Genomic DNA, 21,301 nt, shown 5'->3' with positions numbered 1-21,301 from the left:
AATGGCTCAAATGATGTTAACAGATCGTTTTAACGGCTGGCTTATGAGTGATGGTTATGCGGCTTATCGTCACTATGACAAACGCTTTAGATGTTTAGCACATTTATACCGCAAGGCACGTAGTCTTGCCCAATCAACCGATAGAGAAAACAAGCGCTTTGGCGATCTAACCATGAACTTACTTCAAAGTATCATGAGTAGGATTAAACAAGCCAGAATAAACAATGAATTTTCGATTATTTCTGATTTTAGGTATCGACTTTTTATCTTTAAGGCTCATTGCCTGAAATACAGAAAGAGTCAAAGTGCTAAGGCACAAGCTTTAGCAAAAGAATTCTTAAACGACTGGGACGCGATTTTCAGAATATTGTCGTACCCAGAATATCCTATGACCAACAATGAAGCTGAACGTGCTTTACGTCATTGGGTCATCGTTAGAAGAATCAGTTTAGGTTCCCAATCACAGCTAGGTGCTGAGGCGACTGCTTTGTTAGCTAGCGTTATTGAGACATCTAAAAAGCGAGGTGAAGATGTTATTAATGCCTCTTTGGAAATCAACAATAGTGTTCAGATGGCTGCCTAAATTTAACACTTAGGTACCTGAACGATTACGAATATTATTAACAAATAAGGGTATATATGGAATACGCGCGAAAAAATAATATAACTAGTCAATTAGATGACATAAATAATCTCCCATCAAATACTAAGGATAAAGATTTTGTAGTGGAAATGGTAAATAAACATAATTTAGTATATGATGCTAAATCTGAAACTTTTAGGCAACACAACAGGGGGTTCTTTGTCGTCTTTAATGGTATGGAGCTGCAATCTTTTCCACCTCATTTTTGTGGTACACAATTTGTTGGAACTAAAATAACTTTGCTTCAGTTAAAAGACGCATGTAGTAGTCTGGGGAATCGTGAATGTATAACAGATTTTTACGGATATTACAAGAAAGATGGTATAACATATATGGTAGATATTCCTTTAGATGGCAAACAAGAAGGTTGTGTACTGGTAGACGAGTTTGGTAATGCGATTGCCGACAAGTCCGAGCATAAGGCCGAAGTATCTTCTGATCCTTTTATGGACATTAGCCCTGAAGCCTCTAACTCTGGAATCCGTTGTCGTACTAAAACGCCGTCTCCTTTCAATTAGCCTCTGAACGCTTACCATTTTAGTATAAATATATGGAAAAGATCATATTATAAATTCAATACAATATATAAGGAAAATTAATTATGCCACCAGTTAAAAGTGAGGGCCAAACATCATTGATTCGCAGGTCTGAAATTTTAAAAAAACCAAGTAAATCAGGGTTAACACCAAGTCCGGATGGGCAAAAAGTTGCAAACCGCATAACAACAGTACCATAATTCTTTCGGAAGGTTATCAAAATGCTGCAAATATAAATCATAATAATTCAACTGCGGAGCCATCAACTACTTCAAAGAAAGATTATGGTTATTTTGGAAATGTTACCCAAGTAATGTACAATTTCTGGAGCTTTGGTTTAAATAAAGTCTCAACAACTTCAGATAGTTTATTTATTCAGTTAATTGATAATATCCCTTACTTGAAAGAAAAGTTACAAGAATATACTTTAAAACACAAGGGGACAAATGATGAGTTATTAGAAGCAACAAAGGAGGAGCTCCGAGCAACAACATCAGCTCTAAATAAGGGTCATAATTTGGTTCTATTCCTTAATCTCGTAAGTGATGCAATCAAATTATATAATGATGGGTGCAGTAAAGAGCAAGCGGATAGACTTTTAGCATCAAGCTTAAAATTACTGATTCATTATAGTGCATATAGTAATGTTGCAGTTATGGCTAATATGATGAATACTGTAAGATATCTAAAGCAGCAATTAAATCAAGGGGAATACCGTCAAGCGCTACAGCAATTTGCGCTAGCCTTTACATATAATTTAGTATTACCATCTTTGATGGCTGCTACACCTTTTGCATCACTTCCAATTAAAGCGGCGATGCTTTATAAGGATTTGGGAGTGCTTATGCAAAATAAAGGTTATTTTTGTGATCTTTTTTTCTCTGGAAGAGATCCTTCTGCTTCAATTGCAAGCAATCATCATCTAGAACCACCTGAAATGCATTATGATTTTTCTTCTCAACCTTCAGTTCATAACAAAAGTCATGTGTGTGCTCTTTAATTTTTTAATCTCTGTTAGGTTCAATTTCTGGTATGATAGTCAATTTCTTCTCAAAGAAATCATTGCCTGAATGCATAGTATTTGAAGTGGCTCTCTGAATACTTACTATAAAACAACATTATGATCGAGGAGGTAAATTATCAATAGCAACTATAACAGATGCTCATGATGTAGTGCAATCACACACTTTTAAGTTCTCTTTTCCAAATAATACTATGCGTCATTGTGATTTTATTAAAGATACTGGGTCAACCATATCTATCTTGGCAGAAGGTGATGATAATGTGGTAATGTATCAGAGTAATGCTCTTGGTTGGAAAGGCTTAATTGACACTATGGTAGAACTATTTTCTACAATTAATAATGAAAAACAAGATTTATACCCGTCAATATTAAGGCAGGAATTACCGCCATCTTATGAAGCCTCGCAAAATGAGTCTACACCACCACCTTATTTAACAATGAATCAAAATCATTATTCTTCTCATGAAAGCAGAACAAGTCCTAGCCCAAATAACTAATGCTTTTTACTTTTAAAATAAACTCTTTGAGCTAAATCGCCTATGCTCGCAGCAGAGGCTACGAGCTATTTCGGCAATTTCCCTACTGAACCATTCAAAGTGCCGTTCTCCGTTCGCAGCAAGCTGCGGGAAATTAAACCCAATGGAGATTAAATTGCTTTGCATAGTGCTGAATACACTTCTTAAGGCATTGTATTAAAATCTCTTAAAGGGGGCTGAACGCTTACGTGATATTTTCTTTGATACTTGCAATAACTTTATTCGTTAAATCAATCATGCTTTGCTTACTCATTTCTCTTGGCTCGATTAAATAGTCATTGCCATCAATCCAATACATGGAAATGGCAATTTGCTAATAATTCTTCTTGCCCTGTTTGCTTGGCTTGTGATTTTATTTCGATTAAATCATCAGCACTCACAAAACAATTGGTTAAATGCTTTGCCAAGACTTCAAAGAATTTTATTTCCTCCAGCCAATCAAGTGCTGCTTGACCAATAAAACTTGGGATATCTAAAATTTCTTTAATGAGTGCAGAATAACGATAGACACTATTGATTTGCATATCTATCAATTTTGCAATATCTGCAGCACTAATTCTTGAGAAATATACACGATAAAATAACACCTTTAATTGAGCGATTGAAAGCCCAATCTGATTGGCATAAGTTTCCAAAGCGACATTTGAAAAATCAACAGGTAATATTGGCTTACTTGGGGCAACATAAGAACTTAAACGCAATCCTAAAACTTTGCCATTACCACCAAGAATGATACGGCGCTCAATTTCACGATATAAAGTAACACCTATATTTGCACATACTATTCCTGAGAGTCTAACCTTACTGATCTTTTGATCTAATATTAACCGATCAAAAAAGATCATTTGTTGCTTTGTTAGACTATTTACATGCTGAAGACTGTCAAAGTCATGCCCCATAAATTCATTGTGAACCACATGCACATCATCTCCCCCGTAAGTGTCAACAAGCAAGGGTTTACGATTAATATCAAAAATTATACTTCTATAAACGGTTTCCTTTAATAGAATCATAGCACAATCAAACTTCCTTTAGGTCACATGATATTAGTATAATCAAATATATGCCATTTTATATACTATTTTCATATAAATTCACATAATTTCACCCGATTTTTGCTAATTTTTAGCCTCTCGTTCAGCTTTAGAGTCACGAAGTGTAACATCAACCAGCTTGTTAGTCTGAGATAAAAATAAAACGCTCATGGTAACGATGCTAAGCATTGCAAACCAAATTGCAATAACGCCGTTAGATAAATGCTGTAAAAATGGTAAATTTATCATGTGCATTTGAATTGCTTGCAAGTCTTGCTGATTTGTTATCAATGTCACAGAGGATCCCACAACAACAATACCTAACACCGTGCCAATTTTTTTGGCAATAACTTGCAACTTAATAGCTTTATCCTGCAGCTGCTCATCTTGAATTAAACTTAAAACAACAAACTGTGTATGTGAACTAATAAATCCAGCTGCTGCACCAAAAGAAATAACACCCAAATAAAAGCAAATACTAATAGCATCACCAATAACACCTATGCCTATAAACATAGCTCCTACAATATTACCCCATACACCTATTCGACAAATAAATCTCGCCGGAATCCGTTGACTTTGCCAGTAAGCAAATAAACTAGCTATCACCATAGCAAAGGCAAACAAGCTAATACACTTTCCTGTATCCAATGCATTTTTATACAAACTCTCCTGCATATAAGCAATCAGAGAAAATTTAGCTCCGGCAAACACAAAAAACATATAGACAGAGGTTAATAAACCCGCCTTAATTTCCGAATTAGACATAAAATATTTTGAAAACAAAACACTATACTTTCCGTGCCTTAATTCTCTTGATTTTTCATAAGATAAAAAAATCAAAAACACAAACCCACCAAGAATAATTAAAGGAATAATTGGCGAATAACCAGCCAAACTAAAAGCAGCTTTGTCTGAGGCATAAAAGACACCCCAACTTATCACATTTGATGCAGCAAATAATACAATAGCACTAGACACTATAAAAAGAACAGCACCATAAATATCAAAATTCAGTTTATTTTTTCTCGCTTCTTTTTTAAAAGAAGTATTGGAAGCAATTTGACTGACAAACATCAACAGCGTTAAGCTTAAGAATAAAAAAAACAAAATCAAACAACCTATCTGCCAATGATAATACGTAATAAGATAACCTGATAACAATGGCGCCAGAATTAAACTCATCGATAATGCAATAGGCAAAACACAAAGAAATAAAGCTAACTGAGGCTTGTTAAAATATTTATAACCATAACCAATCACAGATGGAGCACAAAAACCTGCTGCAATACCCGCTAATCCCCTTGCAATATAAGTGAAATAGATAACATTTTGTGCCATATAAGCACTATACTGGCTTAAACAAAACATGACTAAACCTAGCATCAGCACAATATACCAGCCTACTTTCTCAACCAGATAGCTACTTACAAGCACCGCACTAATACCGCTAATAGAATATACCGCAATATAAAATTGCGCTTGTGACATAGAAATAGCAAAACTCGTGTTAATGCTTTTCATTGCATTAAGCACATACATTTCATCACCAATAATAGCAAACTCTATTAAAGAAAGTGCAATCATGATAAAAATTGCTTTTACTTGATCAGACATCCAAACAAAACTATATAAGATTTACCCTATCTGTTAGCATGGCGTGTTTTTAGAAAAAATCAAGTGATAGCTTTATTAGTCACATAACAATACTCTATAAGAAAGGCTCAGAAAATATAGATTACATAAAAAAATTGATATATACAATAAATCTTCATCTGCTTATAGTTAGTTAAAACAACTTATCGATTCGCATTTTTTTAATGAGTTAGAATAGTTATTTTTCGTAAAGATGGAGGTGACAAATATGCCTGTAAGCAAACCTAAAACTAAGGTTGAGACAAAAAATCAACTTCAATTACTTAATCATCTAGCATCTGCTTATAAAAATGATATTGATCATCAAGAGCTATATTTATCCATTCTTATTGAAAAATCATCCTTAGAGAAAGCATTAAACCTTCCATTGCAATACAAAGCAACCTCGGAGAATATTTCAAAATACTTTTACAATCTAAGGTATTATAATAAAATACTTAATTCATACAACTACCCATACCAATTAGTAGAAGACTACATCAAACAAAGTTTGTTAACTATAAAGACAAATCTGAGTCATCATGATATTAGCAATACTTTCTCACCCATTGGGGCCAAGGCAGATAAAATTCACCGCTTAAGACTGTTTGCCAAATTTCTTAATTCAACGATAAGCTCGGCATTAAACCTGTCGCCAAACCCTAAGATTGAAGCTTATGATCAAGCTGCTCATCGTGTGCATCTAACTGCTGTTATCACTTTGTGGGGAATGATATACCATCCCTTTAAGCTAATAGAGCGCCTTATTATTTTCTCAAAAGAGCCAAGCAAAGAAAATCTTTTTAATATTCTAGAGTCAATACTATCGTCATTAGAATCTATCATTGGCACAGGAATGTCATGGGGCTGGTTTTTACAATCATCAAAAGCGACAGCCTTCTTAGGGGCAGGCGCTATTTATTTTACCGGCTCTATTTCCTTATTGCTAACGGCTGCTACTGCGCTCAAGCAATATAAAGAACTCAATAGCCTTGATCGATCTATAGATGTACTATATCAACAAGCGCTCAAAGAACTAAAACTACCACCTCAGATCACTTGCCAAGCAGCAGAAGATAAAATCAAACATATTTATAAGATACTACATAGCAAAGATTCTTGTGATAGTGCTTCAATTGATAAAGTCAAACAGCAGCTTAACATGATGCAAATGCTAAATAGTCAGAAACAATTATTAGAATCTGAGTACCGCATTAATTTACTTACTGTTGCGGCACTTTGCCTTGGAATGGCTCTTATCATTATTGGCGGCCCAATAAGCATTGTAGTGGGTAATTTAATCGCATTATTAGCGATAAGTTTTGGATTTATTAAGCCAAAATATCTAGCTAAAAAAGAGGTTCAGCATGCTTTAGACCCTGAAGCATTACTTATTAAAAAATTGCAAGCGCTCATCTTTGAGAATCTTAAAGCATTAAACGAAGCCCCAGAAAAGTCTAGCCCATTGACTATTGAGCTACAAAAACAAGCCTATGATAAAACACTTAAGCTAATACAAAACTATATCGAAGATAAAAGTAACGGATATAACAATGAAATTCAGTTAACGACAATACTTCAACAACTTACATCTATAACTAAAGCGCCCCATCAACACCTTTCTTTTTATCAACAAAACCCACATAAACAACTGCGAGAGCTACTACAAAGTTTTGGCATTGTATCAGGAAGTGTTTATTTACCCAAAAAAATCAATGATCTTTTTGCTAAAATTGCTGAGACAATACCAACTCCTTTTATAAATAAACAAAAGATAACTTATACTTTTGATCAATTAAGAAGTAATGTTTCCTATACGCCAAGTCTTGACTCTAATACAGGTAAGTCGTATGGTTAAAACGTAATTGCTGAATAGCAAAACCCGCGCATTGAGACTTTATGAGAATCGGTGTGAGCAGCAAATTGTACTTTTTCATTTGGCTGGCCATCATACAAATATTGCTCATGATATTGCATAGTATTATTATCCTCAGGAGAATCATAATTTCTGTATTTCACTTCATTGCCGTTAACTTTCAAAGATATAGAAAAGTGCTCATGATCACCGCCACTACTACCCCAACCATTATATGAAAGCAATATTTTCCCCTTTGGTCCTGTATTAATATCAAATGTATGATCGAGATCACTATCCTCATAACACTTATATATGGGATTAACATTATTATTAAGAAGGGAGGTAATATTTTGATCTGACTTGCCATTTATTGGTGCATGAATAGTTAAATCATTAACAGTTACATTTGAATTACCTGCCTCTCCTGATTGATTACCCAAATAAACGCTTCCCTTATCAACATTAATATTTGTTGTGTTAGAGCTTATCTCCGTGGTATCTGTATCCACATTAAAACTCTTACCAGTAAAGCTAATTTTTGATGGATCAATGGTCATCGCTTGATCACCAGTTGTTATTGTACTTTTGTCACTACCACTAATGTAAGCTTGTTTGTCTGCAGTTGCTTGGAAATTATCAGCGGCATCAAGCACTAAATCACCAGAATCATTTGTAATATATGCGCTATTAGCATTCATATAAATATTGGATACATTATGAATTTCACGATCACTTTCAGGTATCACCTTACCATCAACTGTTTGCATATCGAACTTTAAACTACCTTGCATGGCATTATTACCATCGATCCGCAACCACGTGCTATTTGCTCCTGTCACAGTCACATCAATCGTGATAACAGCGCTATCCTTATCTACATTATAAATTGCATTGCCATTATAAACGGCATTTTGATCATTACCATAATGTGCTTGGGCAGCTTGCGCAACAACTGCTGCTAAGTAAGGAGAGTTAATATATTTATTTCCATCTCTAGTGGTAATATGATCAAGTGTAATGGTTGCTGTTTCTTTTTTCTCACCAACATCATCATTAATCGTTACAATGGGGTCTTTACGCATCAAAGAGTTATGAAAGCGATCAAAGTTGAAGTCACAAGGCAAATAATCCTCATCAGCATAATTTGTGCCAGAGGGGCAATTCTTATTCTTTAAAAACCCCAATGTCGTGTGATTACCAACATCATCTTTGTCATCTGTATTGACCATATAATCCTGTACAGCAGAAACATACTCGGCAATTTGGTTGCCGAGTATCTTGGCTTCGGTTACCTGCCTTTCTTGCGCACTACGCCAGTAATACGTTGCTAAAATAACTGATAACAACGCTAATGTAACCATTAATGAGAATAGGATAAAGCCACCTTGTTTTTGGCACCTTAATTGATACATATTTTTACGAGACCTTCTTAACATATTCTCTACCTATAAACTAAAGCTAATTATTGGTAATTTAAAATATCGTAGATGCGTGACTCATAATAACTAGCCACTTATTTAAATAAGTTACTGACAATGTAATCTTAGTTAAATGTCAAACCAAGATCTACACCATCATCAGCATCATCACCAGTTCCGCAGCTGGTATTTAGCTCACTAACGGTTGTAACAGCTGACCCACCAACATCAACAGCAGCAGCGACACCGTTTAGAAACTGCGAGCCAATGGCTCGGCAAGCATCTTTAGGAATTGAGTTTAGCGTTAGTGTATATTGAGAGCTGTTTCCTCCCTCTTTTATCGTTACTGTTGAGTCGTTATTACTGTTATACCAAGGTGTCCCTACAACCTGTGAGTCTGTAGCTCCATACAGCATGTTTTTAGGCGCTAAACTCACAATATCACTATCACTTACATCGCTGTAATCACCGCCAAAGCTTGAATACATTGTGGTAACCCCCTGAGAAATCATATTAACTTCATCAACTGCCTTGCCAACATCAACATTAGAACGCAATCCCATCGCTTTAACCATAATAAAACCTAGAATTACCGCAATCACACCTAAAACAATAAGTAATTCAACCATCGTAATACCACGTTGCTTGCTCAACTTATTGTGCTGTTTAATATTCATAATTTTACTTGTCATATTTTTATCTCCTATTTGATTAAACGTATATTGAATTTAATTTAATGAACTGCAAATGCCTGATTTAAAGAAAACATCACGTCAACATACCAACTAATAAAGCCACCTAAAGCTAGCAAAAAAATGAAGTTCATCGCTTTAAATGCCGACTCAATCATTTGAATTTGCTTGGATAAATATTCATTCCCTAAAGCATATATTCCTTGCTTTAATTGATTTGATTGTGCATACATTTCAATTAAACTATTTAACTCCTTACCAAAGAAGCCACTTTTGCTAAATGCTTCTCCTGAAGACATCCCCCGAGAAAACATCTGGCGCATACTCATTAAAAAGTATCGTGTATAACGACTACTGTATTTTTGGATGCTTTCAATAGCCTCTGGTATTGCTAAAGTAGATGAATTACCTTCTTTTTTACCTTTTAATAATAAAGACAATGAAATTAAAAAACGTACTGCCGATATTTTTTTATAAATTGAAAATGGTGGAATTTTATCTAACAGCAACAATCTTAATGGATGAACGAAATATTTCATTATGACTATCACTGAAACAATCAATAAAATAATAAATGCAACAACCCATTGATAATAATCAACAAACCATTGACTCAAATTCATCATTACCTGTGTGCTTGCTGGCATCTTATCCAAATTACCAGATAGATCAATGACTGGCTTTAACCCCATATTGACAACAACCAACATGCCACATGCGGCCAACAAGTAAACCATAGGGGATACTAGTTGTCTTAGTATTTTAGCGCGCATATCCGATAATTTTCTGGCAATGGATGCCGTATTTTCTAATGTTTCCACCGTTACATTAATGGTACCTGATAACATCATCAATTCACTCTCGGGTAAATAAGGCCGTATTGCCTCCACAGAGTTTAAACCTAAATGATGATGGCGATATGAAACATCTTTTAATAAATCTATGATTATTTGCTTAGGCTCAAACATGGGGCGACCTAAAATGGTGCGCCTATTTTTTTGGTAAGTTTGCAACATTTGTGTGATAGCATTACCAAAACTACCCACTTTCAATAACATTGATAAGGTTTCATAAAACTCAATCCGTTTGCTCGTACTCATTTGTATTTTAAGAAAATACTGCTTATATCGTGGGTAAATGCTTTTGGTTAAGTTAACATCTTGTTGTTTTTCGCTTACATGGGGCTTTGTTAAATGCCTTAATCTATCAATCAAACTCAACAATTTTTGTTTTATATTTTGAATACTTAACATAAATGATACCCTGCAACATTTACTCTTATGAATTTCTATTAATTTAATACCAAATCTTTTGCTTGTGACTCCTCTAAATGACTTCCCAAAAGACTTTTGAAAAAATCAGCATCAAAGCAGTCACTCATTTCAAGCTCATCAATTGCACCTAGCTTAAGCTCTAAAGAACTTGGACAAACCTCCCCTTTGAGTAGTTTTAATATGCCATCTTCTTTAAGAGTAAGCTCTCCTGTGCTTCTCCAGTATTTATAAGCTTCTACTTGCTGCTTAGTAGCAATCAACTCCAGTAGTTGACCACTGGGCTTTACAATCTCTGCTGCAACCGTTAAGCCTTTAATCCCTTTTGAGCAATATTGACAGCCATTGTTATTTCTAAAGCGTAAGCTATTTTTATAGATTGATGACAATCCATAGCGCTCAAACATATTATTAAGCCTATTCATTAACTGACTATCGTTTGCTACACTTTGATAGCTTTGATAATCATAAGCGCAATGTTGACAAACCTTTTGTAATAGTGATTGATGTATCAATAATTGAATAAAGTTTGGAGAGCAAAGCACATCACGTTCAACGCCTAAAGCCGTTAATCGATTAATAATATTAAGTGCGCTTTGTGCGTGTAATGTTGATAAAAACAAATGGCCTGATTGGACAATTAATTGTGCAAATTTCGCTGTCTCAATATTACGGATTTCATTAAGGTAGGCAACATCAATATCCGTTCTCAAGGCAATGTTTTGCGCACTTTTATATGATTTTTCAATAACACCTTCATCCATATCGGCTGAAGTATGTACAGGGTGTTGAGCAACCGTATCAGCACTAATAAAATACTCAACTGGCGATTCAATCGAAATAATATGCTTATAAGGGTATTTGGCAATAATTTTCTCAACAATACAGCTTAGCGTAGTTGATTTACCTGAGTTAACAGAGCCCGAGGTAATAACCACTCCCGAAGAAGCCATTGTCATTTTCTCAAATCGTTTAATATGATTAGCCCTATAACCTAACATTTGAAAGCTTTTTATATTTGACTCATCAGTAGGCAAAATCCGCAAGGTTACCTTGTAAGGCGAAATACTTGAGCGATTTGCCCCAGAGTCACTAGAGACAATATTTACAGAAGCAAAACGAATGCGATATTTTTTGTGATTAATAAAGCGCTCAATCACCGTTTCTTGAATTTTATAAGGGCTAAACTCACTATCTTTTGAACCTTCCTCACCCAGATCATTATACATTGCAGAAACGAGTGCATGCATATAGCCAACATTATAGTCTCTAAAATGGCGTAACTCTCCAAATTCACGCAGCATAATATACGCTCTAGTGGGCTTAACAAAAATATGAATATCACTGGCCTGCTTATCAATAACTTCTTTTAATAAGCGCTCAAAATCTACACGTAATTTTTCATGATCATGAACTTTACCATCACTAACCTTATTACGTACCTCAGTAATGACATTTTGTTTAACAAAATAAGTTTTACTCTTATCAAGTTCATATTCTTTACTTGCCTTTAATCTTAAATCAAGCGCAAGCGCCTCAATTTTTTGATCATTTGCAATATTTTCCAATATTAAGCTTACAAAGCGCTTATTTACCGACTCATAAAAAACAACCTTGTCTTTTAGAGAACTAGCAATCGCCTCTTCATACAGTAATCTATTGGGTTTATGATCAACTTGTGATAATTGAGAAATAATCATACGCACCACCTTAGCTTATTTTGTGGTCGTTATCTTTAAAAGTATTATCCGTTAGATAAAGATGGACTTGATCATTTGTCAACTTGTTTATAATGTAGACATTATTGTCTGTCACCTTACCCACCATCCATTCTTTCGTTAAATTAGCACCCGCTTTAACTGATGCCCTACTGTCGTTAAAGGCAATCAAAGCTGTTAGATTATTTAGCGGCCCTGAAATCCGCACCAATTGAAATTGCTGCTTTTGAAATAGGCTTTTTGAATATGCGTTATGATCCTCATAGTTACTGTTATAAGCAGTGCTTTGATTAGTGTCCTTAGAAGACATAACCTGTGATATCTGTGATTTTAATTTTTGCGTCTTTAATTGCTCAGTTAATAATGCATTTTGCGCTAATGACAACTGCATTTGCTTATTTAATAAATCCATCTGCTTAATATAGTTAGCTTCTTTTGAGTTTGACGCTAAAACTTCTTGAGTATTATTAGCACTCTGGTGATTTAAATCTTGAGAGAAAACCTGAGTTGTAATAACTGTTGAGAACAGTATTAAAGTTGCTTTTCTTGTAAGCAAATTATCCATGCTAAAACTATACATAATTGACTCCTGAAAACTTAAATTGTTTGATAATGTTCATTTGCTTATCTTTAAAATTAATTGAAAGTGCTTTAATCGTCACATAAGGAGCATTTGAAAGTAGCTCCGCTAATTGTTGAAATTGAAATTCACTACTACCTGAAACCTGCATTTCCTGCACTTTTTTAGCAAATTTACTCTTCTTATTTTCCTCATACTTTAGCTGATACTTTAAGCCCAAAACTTGAAGCCTTGATAACATTTGACTGCTTAAATTAAATTTAACTTCATCACTGATTGACATAAGCTTCATAACGCTCTTTTGCTTATCTTGCTTGTTATCTTTATTTAATGAAAGATAGAATTTAGCTTGATTCATCGACTTATCCACATCAAGATGAAGCGGCTTAATTTGCTTATTTAGTGCAAATAAGCCCTCAATATTCCCATAAGATAAGCGTTTATAAAACACTTGTATTTGATCGGGCGTTTCTGCATCAAAGTCGACCTCAACAAGCTGCCAACCATGACTTAAATACGCCAATGATCCAAGCTTTTGCTGTATTAGCATTAACAAATGACTTGCATTTAACATGCTAAGCTTATGAAAAAAGTCATAACGCATCTGCATTTGCTTATCTTTAAAGAGCTTTGCTGCCTGAGACTTTCTTGCTAGTGCTTCTTGCTCAAGACGCGCTTGTTCTTTTTTTGAATAATAATAATTAAAACCAAGATAGATACATAACAAGGTAATAATCAAAACAATAATTCTTTTTACTGAAAATTTAGCTTGAATTTTAGTGATTTTCGCTCTTTTTTTAACTTTTTTCGGCAACGCCATCATTTCTATATTTAACTGCTCTAGCGTTAAGCGTTTACAGTTGAGTCCGCTGATATACTCAGCCATTATATTACACAGCGCTTGTGATTTAAGATCTATAATAACGATAAAGCGCATCATTTCTTCAGACTTTTGTGTTAGCTGGTTAATAACCTCAGGCATAAGCCCTTTAAATTCTTTTTCGCTAACATACATGTCACCCGAGAAACTTTTATCATCTTCATAAGCTAAACTACTAACTAAAACCGAGCCGTTTGGAATAACTAACCCGCCTTTAATAAGCCCTACCCATAACTTACCCTTATTTTGACCAACTGTTTGGTTAATCCGGTCACTAATAATAATCGCATTACGCTCATGCTGCTGGTATTCATCGCTTTGCAAACACAATGCAATCATTGCAATCAATGAATATTTACCTTTTTCTAGCTCATGGCAGATAAGCCCTTGCCCCGTTGGTAAGTAAGCACCGTAATTACCTTTTTGTTGACTTATAAACTCTCTGTAAGACCTGTTAATTATCTCACAATTGCTCGCCATGCTTGATACAAAGCTATTCACTATTATTTCCTCCAGAAATAATATAAGGTGTTACCACAACTACCGTCATTAAACGGCTCTTTGCCGTGGCTTTATTTCCTCCTAATGCCCATAAACCTTCTCCTAGCAATGAGTTTTCACTTGCATTAGCACTATCATCATTAAAGGCCGCCATGATGAGTGCTTGGCCAGAGCCCAACTTAGCTGAATAAGCAAAGGCTTTCGAAGTTACTGAAGGCAACTCAACATAACCTTCTGCATCTTCCGTACCTGTATCTACCCTTCTCATGCTTTTTAAATCAGCCATAATCACTGACATATTTAGTAGCACTTTATTATCAGGATCAATAAAAGGCGTAAGTTTTAAATTAAAGCCAGTATCTATCGTTCCGGGAGTAACGCTTGATTCAATATAATCATCCCCTGTGCCTGATTGCACATTAACATCACGTTCTTTAACATAAGCCATCGCATTACTCATATTTAATGCTGTTGGCTGCCCATTAACTGTATACACCATTTGGCTTGTGTGAGACGTAATCTTACCAATGCTTTGTAATGCATTTAATATCAGCGTGCTGCCAGATATATCAGCGCTAATCACTGCTGTTTGCGCGCCTGATGAAAACGGATCTGAAAGCGCATCTGGAATAGCCGAAGTATTAACACTAAGTGAGTTATCACCACTTTTAAACACCGCATTCCAATCTAAGCCATAATTACTGCTATTTGACTTTTCAACGTCATAAATATCAACCTGAACAGCAACACTTTTACTGGCAACTTGATTGACTTCATGGATAAAACTGCTTACCTTTTTCATCGTATTGGGTGTTGTCGTGACAGTGATATAACCTGATGTCGGCTGGACACTTATACTGCCGACTCCTGAAAGCAGTTTATTAATAGAGCTTTCGATATCTGCCCACTGATCAGTCGTACCTGATTCCATACTTAGCGTGCTTACTTGAGGAGATAATGAGTTAGCATCACCATTTTTAATCACATTTTTTGAGCTCGTTTTGCCACGAACCAAGCTGACTCTAAATGTTTTGGTTTGATAACGAAAAAATTCCACCCTATCTTCGCTTCGGTTATATTTCCATGACAAATTAAAGTACATACTAACTTGCTCTAATAATGAACGTAATGTCCCAACATAATGTAATTGCATTTTTTGTTCAGTTTTATTGGCGTTAGTCTCTTTGTTTTTTTGTATCTGAACAGGTGGGCTATTAGTGGAAGAACTTTTGGCACTTTTTTGTTGTGAGTCCCCGGATAAATATTGCTTAGCATCTTGATCAATATGAATAGCTATTGAACTCTGTAAGCTAATCATGTTAGCAAGTTGCGTCAAAGTTAATGGCTGACTGCTATTAAAAACGAATTTTTCATTAAAAACGGAAGGCAAAGGGGCTGCTGTTTTTTCAACTTTAAATGCCTTACTTGCTACAAAAATATTATTATCAAACCTAATCAAGTTATTTTGCGCTTTACCTGTAGCCTGATCAGTTAAACGCGTTGCATTTTCAAGATTTTTATCAGCTTGATCTTCAGTTAAACTCATATTTGTTGTGCAGGCTGTTAGCTGAAAAACACAGCCTGAATATATAAACAAGCGCAATAGTTTATTTACTGTATATTTACACATGTGTTATTTACCTTTTACTGTGTTGGCATTAATAATGATGAGTTGTACTCGTCAGCTTGAATCAAAATAACGTGATTGCTCATCACTGTTGCCTTGATAGGGCTAGACGTTTGCTTCAATGACTTTAAAAGCTGAAATAATGCACCATTTTTAGATAGAAATTCACCCTTTATTTCGGTGTTTTGTGAGATAACAAAGTCATAATCCACTTGATAAATAATCTTATAGCCATTGAGTTTTCCCCAGCGGTTAATCGTTTGCCTGACGGTTTCGCCTTCAAATAAATGGTATAGATTTCTTGGTGTTTTTTTTGTTTTGCTTTTTTGCTTAGCAATACGATTATCTTTTAGCAGCTTATAACCACTAATAGAGGGAGATGGCTGAACCATAATAGGCTTTAAAAGCCAAAGTGATTTGGGAAATATTGACTTAAACATTTGCTCGCTTAAAACTTTCTTTCCGACCTGCTTGGCATTGTTCATTTGTGCAGTTGTACGATTATCTATGCTTGTACTACCTGAGTCTGTCGATGCGGCTTTAGGCTTTTCATCCATAGCTTCATCGCTTAACTGACTTTCGTCTAATACAACAAAATTCTGCCTTTTATAGTTAACGGGCTTTACTAAGTCCGCTTTTGGCTGACTAGCACAACTAGCTATGATTAATGGTATAAAACATAAACTAATATGATAATTTATTTTTTTCAACGTCATCCCCATTACATAAATTAATTTCAGAATATATAGTTAAGAAATAATTTTCACAGATCGGTTACACTGTCTAACTTCTGTTCATTTATTAATTAAGTTTATTGTAATGAATGATACAAAATGACGATATATTAATTTTTTTTTTTTATTTATATATAATGGAATTTCCTAAAACATAAAAGCTTAGATTTTCTCAAGTTACCGTCCATGGCGATAGATTACCTACATCCTGCAGTAATGACCATGTCATTATCGACAAGGAAATCGATAATCCACCTTTGCCAAGATGATAAATTTTAAAGACTTATTTAAAAAGGCTTCAATAAAAAATGGGGGGGGGCAAATATCTAGCTGATCCACAAATACCACTGTGCAATTTCCATTACCTATGCTTAGCATTTTGGCTATAACTTTATCTAAAAAAATTCAAGCTCATGGTTGCTTAACTTTTTTAAATTTTGATAATCGCTTGAAGGCAAATAATATGAAGTTGCTTCTTGAGCAAAGATAGAAAAAACACCTAACTCTCTTAGCCTAACTAATGAATAACTACAGTGATAAGAAGCTATTGAAAGCTTTTCTTTTATAGCCCCTGAATATCGATAAACACTATTAATGCTTAAGCTTGCCATCAATGCTATTTCTTTAATTGTCATCTGTGGAAAGTATAAACGAAAAAACAACACCTTTAACTCTGCTAAAGATAATTTATATTGCTGTGCATATGCTTGTAACTTAGGCCCTGACAAGTTAACAGGGATGCTGGGTTTACTGGGTGAAGTATTTGAACTTACTCTAATTCCTAATATTTCTTTATTTAGATCTAAAATTACCGTTCTCTTAGTTTCACTATAATAACTTAGCTCCACACCGTCATTATTTTTTGTGACAACGATGCCATTAATTTGAACTTCATAAAGCCTACCAAGTATAATTAATAAATCCACCTTATTTAAATATTTATGACTCATAAAAATATTTTTGAAATCCATAGCCGATGAATCTTTACCATAATATTGCTCTTGCGGTATCAAGCTCATAGTAGAATAGTCATCTAGCAATAAAACTTTATTGCGCTTGTTGATAATAACACTATAAATCATATTTTGAGATAAAATTTTCATACTACTCTTACCATAACGAATTCTTATTTTCTGATTATACAAATAAACTCTAACAACTACACGAGCAGGTAATCCTTATCACTTGACACCCGGGGAACGAGATAATTTACTTTTAATGGCGTTACTCGCTTTACCTGTATTTTCGACATTAACACCTGAGAATTTTTGCCCAGCGGCTGCCGTATCCGAAGCAATCCCTTTACCTGAGGTAACATGCTCTTTGGCATGTTCTCCCATGCTTTGAGACAAACCACTTGCAGATTGACTAACGCCACTTTTAAGCTCACCCATTTCCTGCTCTCCACCTTGGCTAACTGGCTGTCCACCAATCCAAGATAGCACTTTATCAGGTAAGGTATAGATAAGTGAAAAACACTTTGTAAAGACCAAAACCATAAAACTTGCGTACATCAAGACCATTAAAGCACCCATAACACCCGCAACAAGGCTGACATTGTCCTTATCAGGCCTGACTTGCAACAAAACAAAGTCTGCCACCTGATGGAAGCCAGCAGCAGAGAGTGACACAACCGTATAAGTTAATAGTATCGCACCTAATAATCCAATAACCATTAACATAGGTCGAAACATCAAATTAATCATCATCGCAATACCTGGTTGCGACTTTCCAAAAACTTTATGCCCTTCCGGATAGACAATTCCTAATCCCATAAAAGGTGCGGCAATTAATGCTTCAATAACCAGCAACAACCAACTTATTGCACCAACCCAAAATAATACATATGGAATCATTGGAACAAATAAACTAAAGAGCACACCCACCGTAAATAATGAGCCAAAAATAAAAATAAATATAGGCAACCATGCCAGCTCGTGAAATAAATTAATCGACTTTAACAGAATTGGAACAGAAAGCGAAGCTGTGGTTAAATTGGCTGCTGTATCTGCAACATAATAAACACCATTTGTTCCAGGCCAACTTGCTGCAGCCGCTGCAGCTGCAGCAGTTTTAAGGCCTGCAGTAATTCCTGCATTAATTTGCTCATATAGTATGATGCTTTTTATCTCATGATTAAACTGCTCAATAACTGAACCAATAGAACCAATCATCTGAGTAATAATATCAATACCAACTGTTTGAACATTTTGTAGCATAGACACTGACTGTGAAACAAATCCACTACCATGACTTGCCCCTAAAGACCATATTTCATTAAAAACCCCATCTGTTTGCGCACTACTAATTCCAAGCACATTAAGGTATTTATAAATTATATTCCCCGTAATAGAACCACCCCCTTGCGCTGAAGAGTTTGCCATAAAGTTCACACCGTTTGCTTGAAAATAAGCTAATAATGCCAAATTATCAGATGCTTGCTGAGCCAACTTAGTTAATTGATTACGAATAGCATTGACAATATTTTGTATTTCTGGATTATTTTGATCACTTACCCAAAGCTTAAGCTTATCATACACTGCTTTTAGCGTATCGGGTGAAGAGTCTAATAAAAAACGTTGATACGATGATATTGATTGAGATGCATAGTTAGGCAGTACCATTTTGATGCTTCCATTATTATTCGTATATTGCTCTAGAATCTCCCCTACTGATTGCATAAACTGGGTTTGCATAACTGAGTTCATTATTGATAAATACTGAGAATAAGTATATGACATACCATCAAATAATAGCTGGTCCGTTGCTTGATCATTGGTTAAATTCGACGTACCCTTAACGATCTTAGTACCTGAGTTAGTAAGTGCAAATAAAATATGATACATTCTTCTCATTGAACTTAAATCAGAAGCAATAACATTTCCACTGACACCGTCGCCCGGAGATATGTTGTAGCCTGATAATGTATAAAGATAGTCCTTTGCACTTGTTATAGATGGTGTTGTTTTACTAACACCATTAGAAGAAACCGTATTATAATAAAAAATATCATCTTCTTGGGGTTTTTCTTCATTATGATTGACTGGAATACTTTGATAATAAGCTCGTAATGTCATATTCGTATAATTAATAGAAAAAATATTACTATATATATTTTCATATAAGCTTTGAAAACTTGAAAAACGATTCATTAAATGCTCTAAGTTTTGCTGCATTAGCTTATCAAACTGTAAATACTGTGTAGCAGCAGTCAACCAACCTTTATCAGTGTTGATCTCAGAAGTGGATTGGAAATCTCCATCCTTAAGCTTATCTGTAATATATTTTGTCAAATCAGCAATAGATGTCAGGAAATCTTGATTACTGTCATACAAATATTCATCATTACCTGATAGCCCATACTGATAAACGGCATTAAAATCTGAGTGTCCTGATGCAAAGATTTTAACTTGATCCATCGCATTACAATAATCTTTAGCATTACTACTATCACCCTCACACAACTGATGAGCAAGATCAAAATTTAATACTTTAAATGTTCCATGCTGAGTTGTATTTAATATCTTTGCTTGATTATACTGACTTTTATCATTTGATAGATACGAAAATGAAACCATGCCGCTTTTTATAAAACCCTGCCATAAGCTATCTACTAAAAATGGGTTAACCTTCTGAGTCTCCAGTTGCCCCTCCTTAGGTGCACTCATGTTTATGGTTTCATTTCGGGGGTTTAGTAACACGTTGGAAAATTGCATCATAGCAGAATCAGTCATTGGCATGGTCAGGTTTATTTGATATGTTTTGTAAATATCATTTTGCTGTGCATCATTAGATTCCTGACAAACACTCATACTATCTGCATTTTGATCTGAACACGCCGGTAGGCTTTCTAGTACTGTGTTTGTTCTCCCACTGAGCATATAAAGTGCAAAGTCATTTTTAATTTGCGTGGTAATATAACTAGGAATAATGGGAACAGAGTTATCATCTTTAGCATCATTTACAACCGTTGACCAAAGATTATTTGCCATTGTCACCCCCCCTCCTACGGCAATCAAAACAAGATATTGTATGAAGCAAAAACCACTTCCAAATGGAATAACTGAAAGCACACCTAACACACTTCGTAAAGGCACCCATGCTGAATCCCATTCCTTGCCAAGAAACTGACCATCTTGAGCACTATTTATCGTACCAACAAAGATAATAAAAGCATAAATAACAAAAACAAATGCTAATAAAGTTGAATTAAAAACACCAAATATGTCAGCAAACACAGTTGCAGGACCTGATGCTGATGGATCAACCAAATCTGAAAGAAAATCAAAGCCAAATAGACTTGATAAAGCCCCCCAGGAAATATCATTATTTAAATTCTCTAACATAATAAAATAAACACCCAAAAAATTAATTCAAAAAAATAGCAGCTCTTTTGCTCAGTGACTCTATTTTGTAGTGATCTATAATTAATCTAATCACTGAAAACATCACCAAACGATAGATTATTATCTTTGTAATGATGGTAGTATTGAACGACAATTATCTTTGCCGGTTAACGACAACTACAATTGCCGCTTAAACCACCCTAATTTAGCATGGTTTTATCTTCAGTTACAATATTAATATTTTGCTTATTATCTGTTCTTGCTTTTT

The 21,301-nt window shown here is 34.8% G+C and carries 18 protein-coding genes; 6 read left to right on the top strand and 12 right to left on the bottom strand.

Annotation, left to right across the window (positions count from 1 at the left end; translation table 11 throughout):
- From IE867_RS12680 to IE867_RS12665, 5 genes are all read left to right on the top strand, one after another.
- A partial coding sequence (locus tag IE867_RS12680) for an IS66 family transposase (RefSeq protein WP_225630060.1) occupies positions 1 to 583 on the top strand: 583 nt, incomplete at its 5' end.
- A 56-nt stretch (positions 584 to 639) separates the two neighbouring features.
- The gene (locus IE867_RS12675; RefSeq protein ID WP_192485083.1) at positions 640 to 1,161 is read left to right on the top strand and encodes a hypothetical protein; all 522 of its coding nucleotides are present in this window, start codon (positions 640 to 642) and stop codon (positions 1,159 to 1,161) included.
- A gap of 83 nt (positions 1,162 to 1,244) precedes the next feature.
- Positions 1,245 to 1,379 (top strand): hypothetical protein, encoded by a 135-nt coding sequence (locus IE867_RS14840; protein ID WP_263971903.1) that lies wholly within the window; start codon positions 1,245 to 1,247, stop codon positions 1,377 to 1,379.
- Positions 1,380 to 1,492: 113 nt separating this feature from the next.
- The gene (locus IE867_RS12670; protein WP_192485082.1) at positions 1,493 to 2,179 is read left to right on the top strand and encodes a hypothetical protein; all 687 of its coding nucleotides are present in this window, start codon (positions 1,493 to 1,495) and stop codon (positions 2,177 to 2,179) included.
- 263 nt (positions 2,180 to 2,442) lie between these two features.
- A complete protein-coding gene (locus IE867_RS12665) occupies positions 2,443 to 2,700 on the top strand; it encodes a hypothetical protein (protein ID WP_192485081.1) in 258 nt (85 codons plus the stop codon).
- Between the two features lie 323 nt (positions 2,701 to 3,023).
- Here IE867_RS12665 and IE867_RS12660 read toward each other — a convergent pair whose 3' ends face one another.
- Together IE867_RS12660 and IE867_RS12655 are read right to left on the bottom strand one after the other, a co-directional pair.
- Complete coding sequence (locus IE867_RS12660; protein ID WP_192485080.1) at positions 3,024 to 3,752, bottom strand: hypothetical protein; 729 nt, start codon at positions 3,750 to 3,752, stop codon at positions 3,024 to 3,026.
- A gap of 105 nt (positions 3,753 to 3,857) precedes the next feature.
- Positions 3,858 to 5,360 carry an MFS transporter gene (locus IE867_RS12655; RefSeq protein ID WP_225630061.1) on the bottom strand — a complete coding sequence of 501 codons (1,503 nt, stop codon included), beginning with the start codon at positions 5,358 to 5,360 and terminating at the stop codon, positions 3,858 to 3,860.
- A gap of 277 nt (positions 5,361 to 5,637) precedes the next feature.
- On the opposite strand from IE867_RS12655, the gene IE867_RS12650 reads away from it, so the two are divergent.
- Positions 5,638 to 7,266, top strand: a complete 1,629-nt coding sequence (locus IE867_RS12650) for a hypothetical protein (protein ID WP_192485078.1) — start codon at positions 5,638 to 5,640, stop codon at positions 7,264 to 7,266.
- On the opposite strand, the gene IE867_RS12645 is transcribed toward IE867_RS12650, so the two are convergent.
- From IE867_RS12645 to IE867_RS12600, 10 genes are all read right to left on the bottom strand, one after another.
- Positions 7,263 to 8,702 carry a type II secretion system protein gene (locus IE867_RS12645; RefSeq protein ID WP_192485077.1) on the bottom strand — a complete coding sequence of 480 codons (1,440 nt, stop codon included), beginning with the start codon at positions 8,700 to 8,702 and terminating at the stop codon, positions 7,263 to 7,265. The two genes, IE867_RS12650 and IE867_RS12645, sit on opposite strands and share 4 nt — an antisense overlap.
- Positions 8,703 to 8,809: 107 nt before the next feature.
- Positions 8,810 to 9,376, bottom strand: coding sequence for a type II secretion system protein (locus IE867_RS12640; protein ID WP_192485076.1), 567 nt, complete (start codon positions 9,374 to 9,376; stop codon positions 8,810 to 8,812).
- 41 nt (positions 9,377 to 9,417) lie between these two features.
- Positions 9,418 to 10,629 (bottom strand): type II secretion system F family protein, encoded by a 1,212-nt coding sequence (locus IE867_RS12635; protein ID WP_192485075.1) that lies wholly within the window; start codon positions 10,627 to 10,629, stop codon positions 9,418 to 9,420.
- A gap of 38 nt (positions 10,630 to 10,667) precedes the next feature.
- Positions 10,668 to 12,347 carry an ATPase, T2SS/T4P/T4SS family gene (locus IE867_RS12630; protein WP_192485074.1) on the bottom strand — a complete coding sequence of 560 codons (1,680 nt, stop codon included), beginning with the start codon at positions 12,345 to 12,347 and terminating at the stop codon, positions 10,668 to 10,670.
- Positions 12,348 to 12,357: 10 nt separating this feature from the next.
- Complete coding sequence (locus tag IE867_RS12625) at positions 12,358 to 12,945, bottom strand: hypothetical protein (protein WP_192485073.1); 588 nt, start codon at positions 12,943 to 12,945, stop codon at positions 12,358 to 12,360.
- A complete protein-coding gene (locus IE867_RS12620; RefSeq protein ID WP_192485072.1) occupies positions 12,938 to 14,326 on the bottom strand; it encodes a hypothetical protein in 1,389 nt (462 codons plus the stop codon). The genes IE867_RS12625 and IE867_RS12620 overlap by 8 nt, the downstream gene beginning before the upstream one ends.
- The gene (locus IE867_RS12615; protein WP_192485071.1) at positions 14,319 to 15,956 is read right to left on the bottom strand and encodes a hypothetical protein; all 1,638 of its coding nucleotides are present in this window, start codon (positions 15,954 to 15,956) and stop codon (positions 14,319 to 14,321) included. Before IE867_RS12615 ends, IE867_RS12620 begins: the two co-directional genes overlap by 8 nt.
- A 14-nt stretch (positions 15,957 to 15,970) precedes the next feature.
- Positions 15,971 to 16,663, bottom strand: a complete 693-nt coding sequence (locus IE867_RS12610; RefSeq protein ID WP_192485070.1) for a TcpQ domain-containing protein — start codon at positions 16,661 to 16,663, stop codon at positions 15,971 to 15,973.
- A gap of 419 nt (positions 16,664 to 17,082) precedes the next feature.
- Positions 17,083 to 17,790 (bottom strand): helix-turn-helix transcriptional regulator, encoded by a 708-nt coding sequence (locus tag IE867_RS12605; protein WP_192485069.1) that lies wholly within the window; start codon positions 17,788 to 17,790, stop codon positions 17,083 to 17,085.
- A 78-nt stretch (positions 17,791 to 17,868) separates the two neighbouring features.
- A complete protein-coding gene (locus IE867_RS12600) occupies positions 17,869 to 21,033 on the bottom strand; it encodes a DotA/TraY family protein (protein WP_192485068.1) in 3,165 nt (1,054 codons plus the stop codon).
- Between the last annotated feature and the right edge of the window lie 268 nt (positions 21,034 to 21,301).

Origin of the sequence: Cysteiniphilum marinum (genome assembly GCF_014857925.1) — a bacterium.
Classification (GTDB): Bacteria; Pseudomonadota; Gammaproteobacteria; order Francisellales; family Francisellaceae; genus Caedibacter; species Caedibacter marinus.
This window is presented reverse-complemented; position numbering and strand designations above follow the sequence as displayed.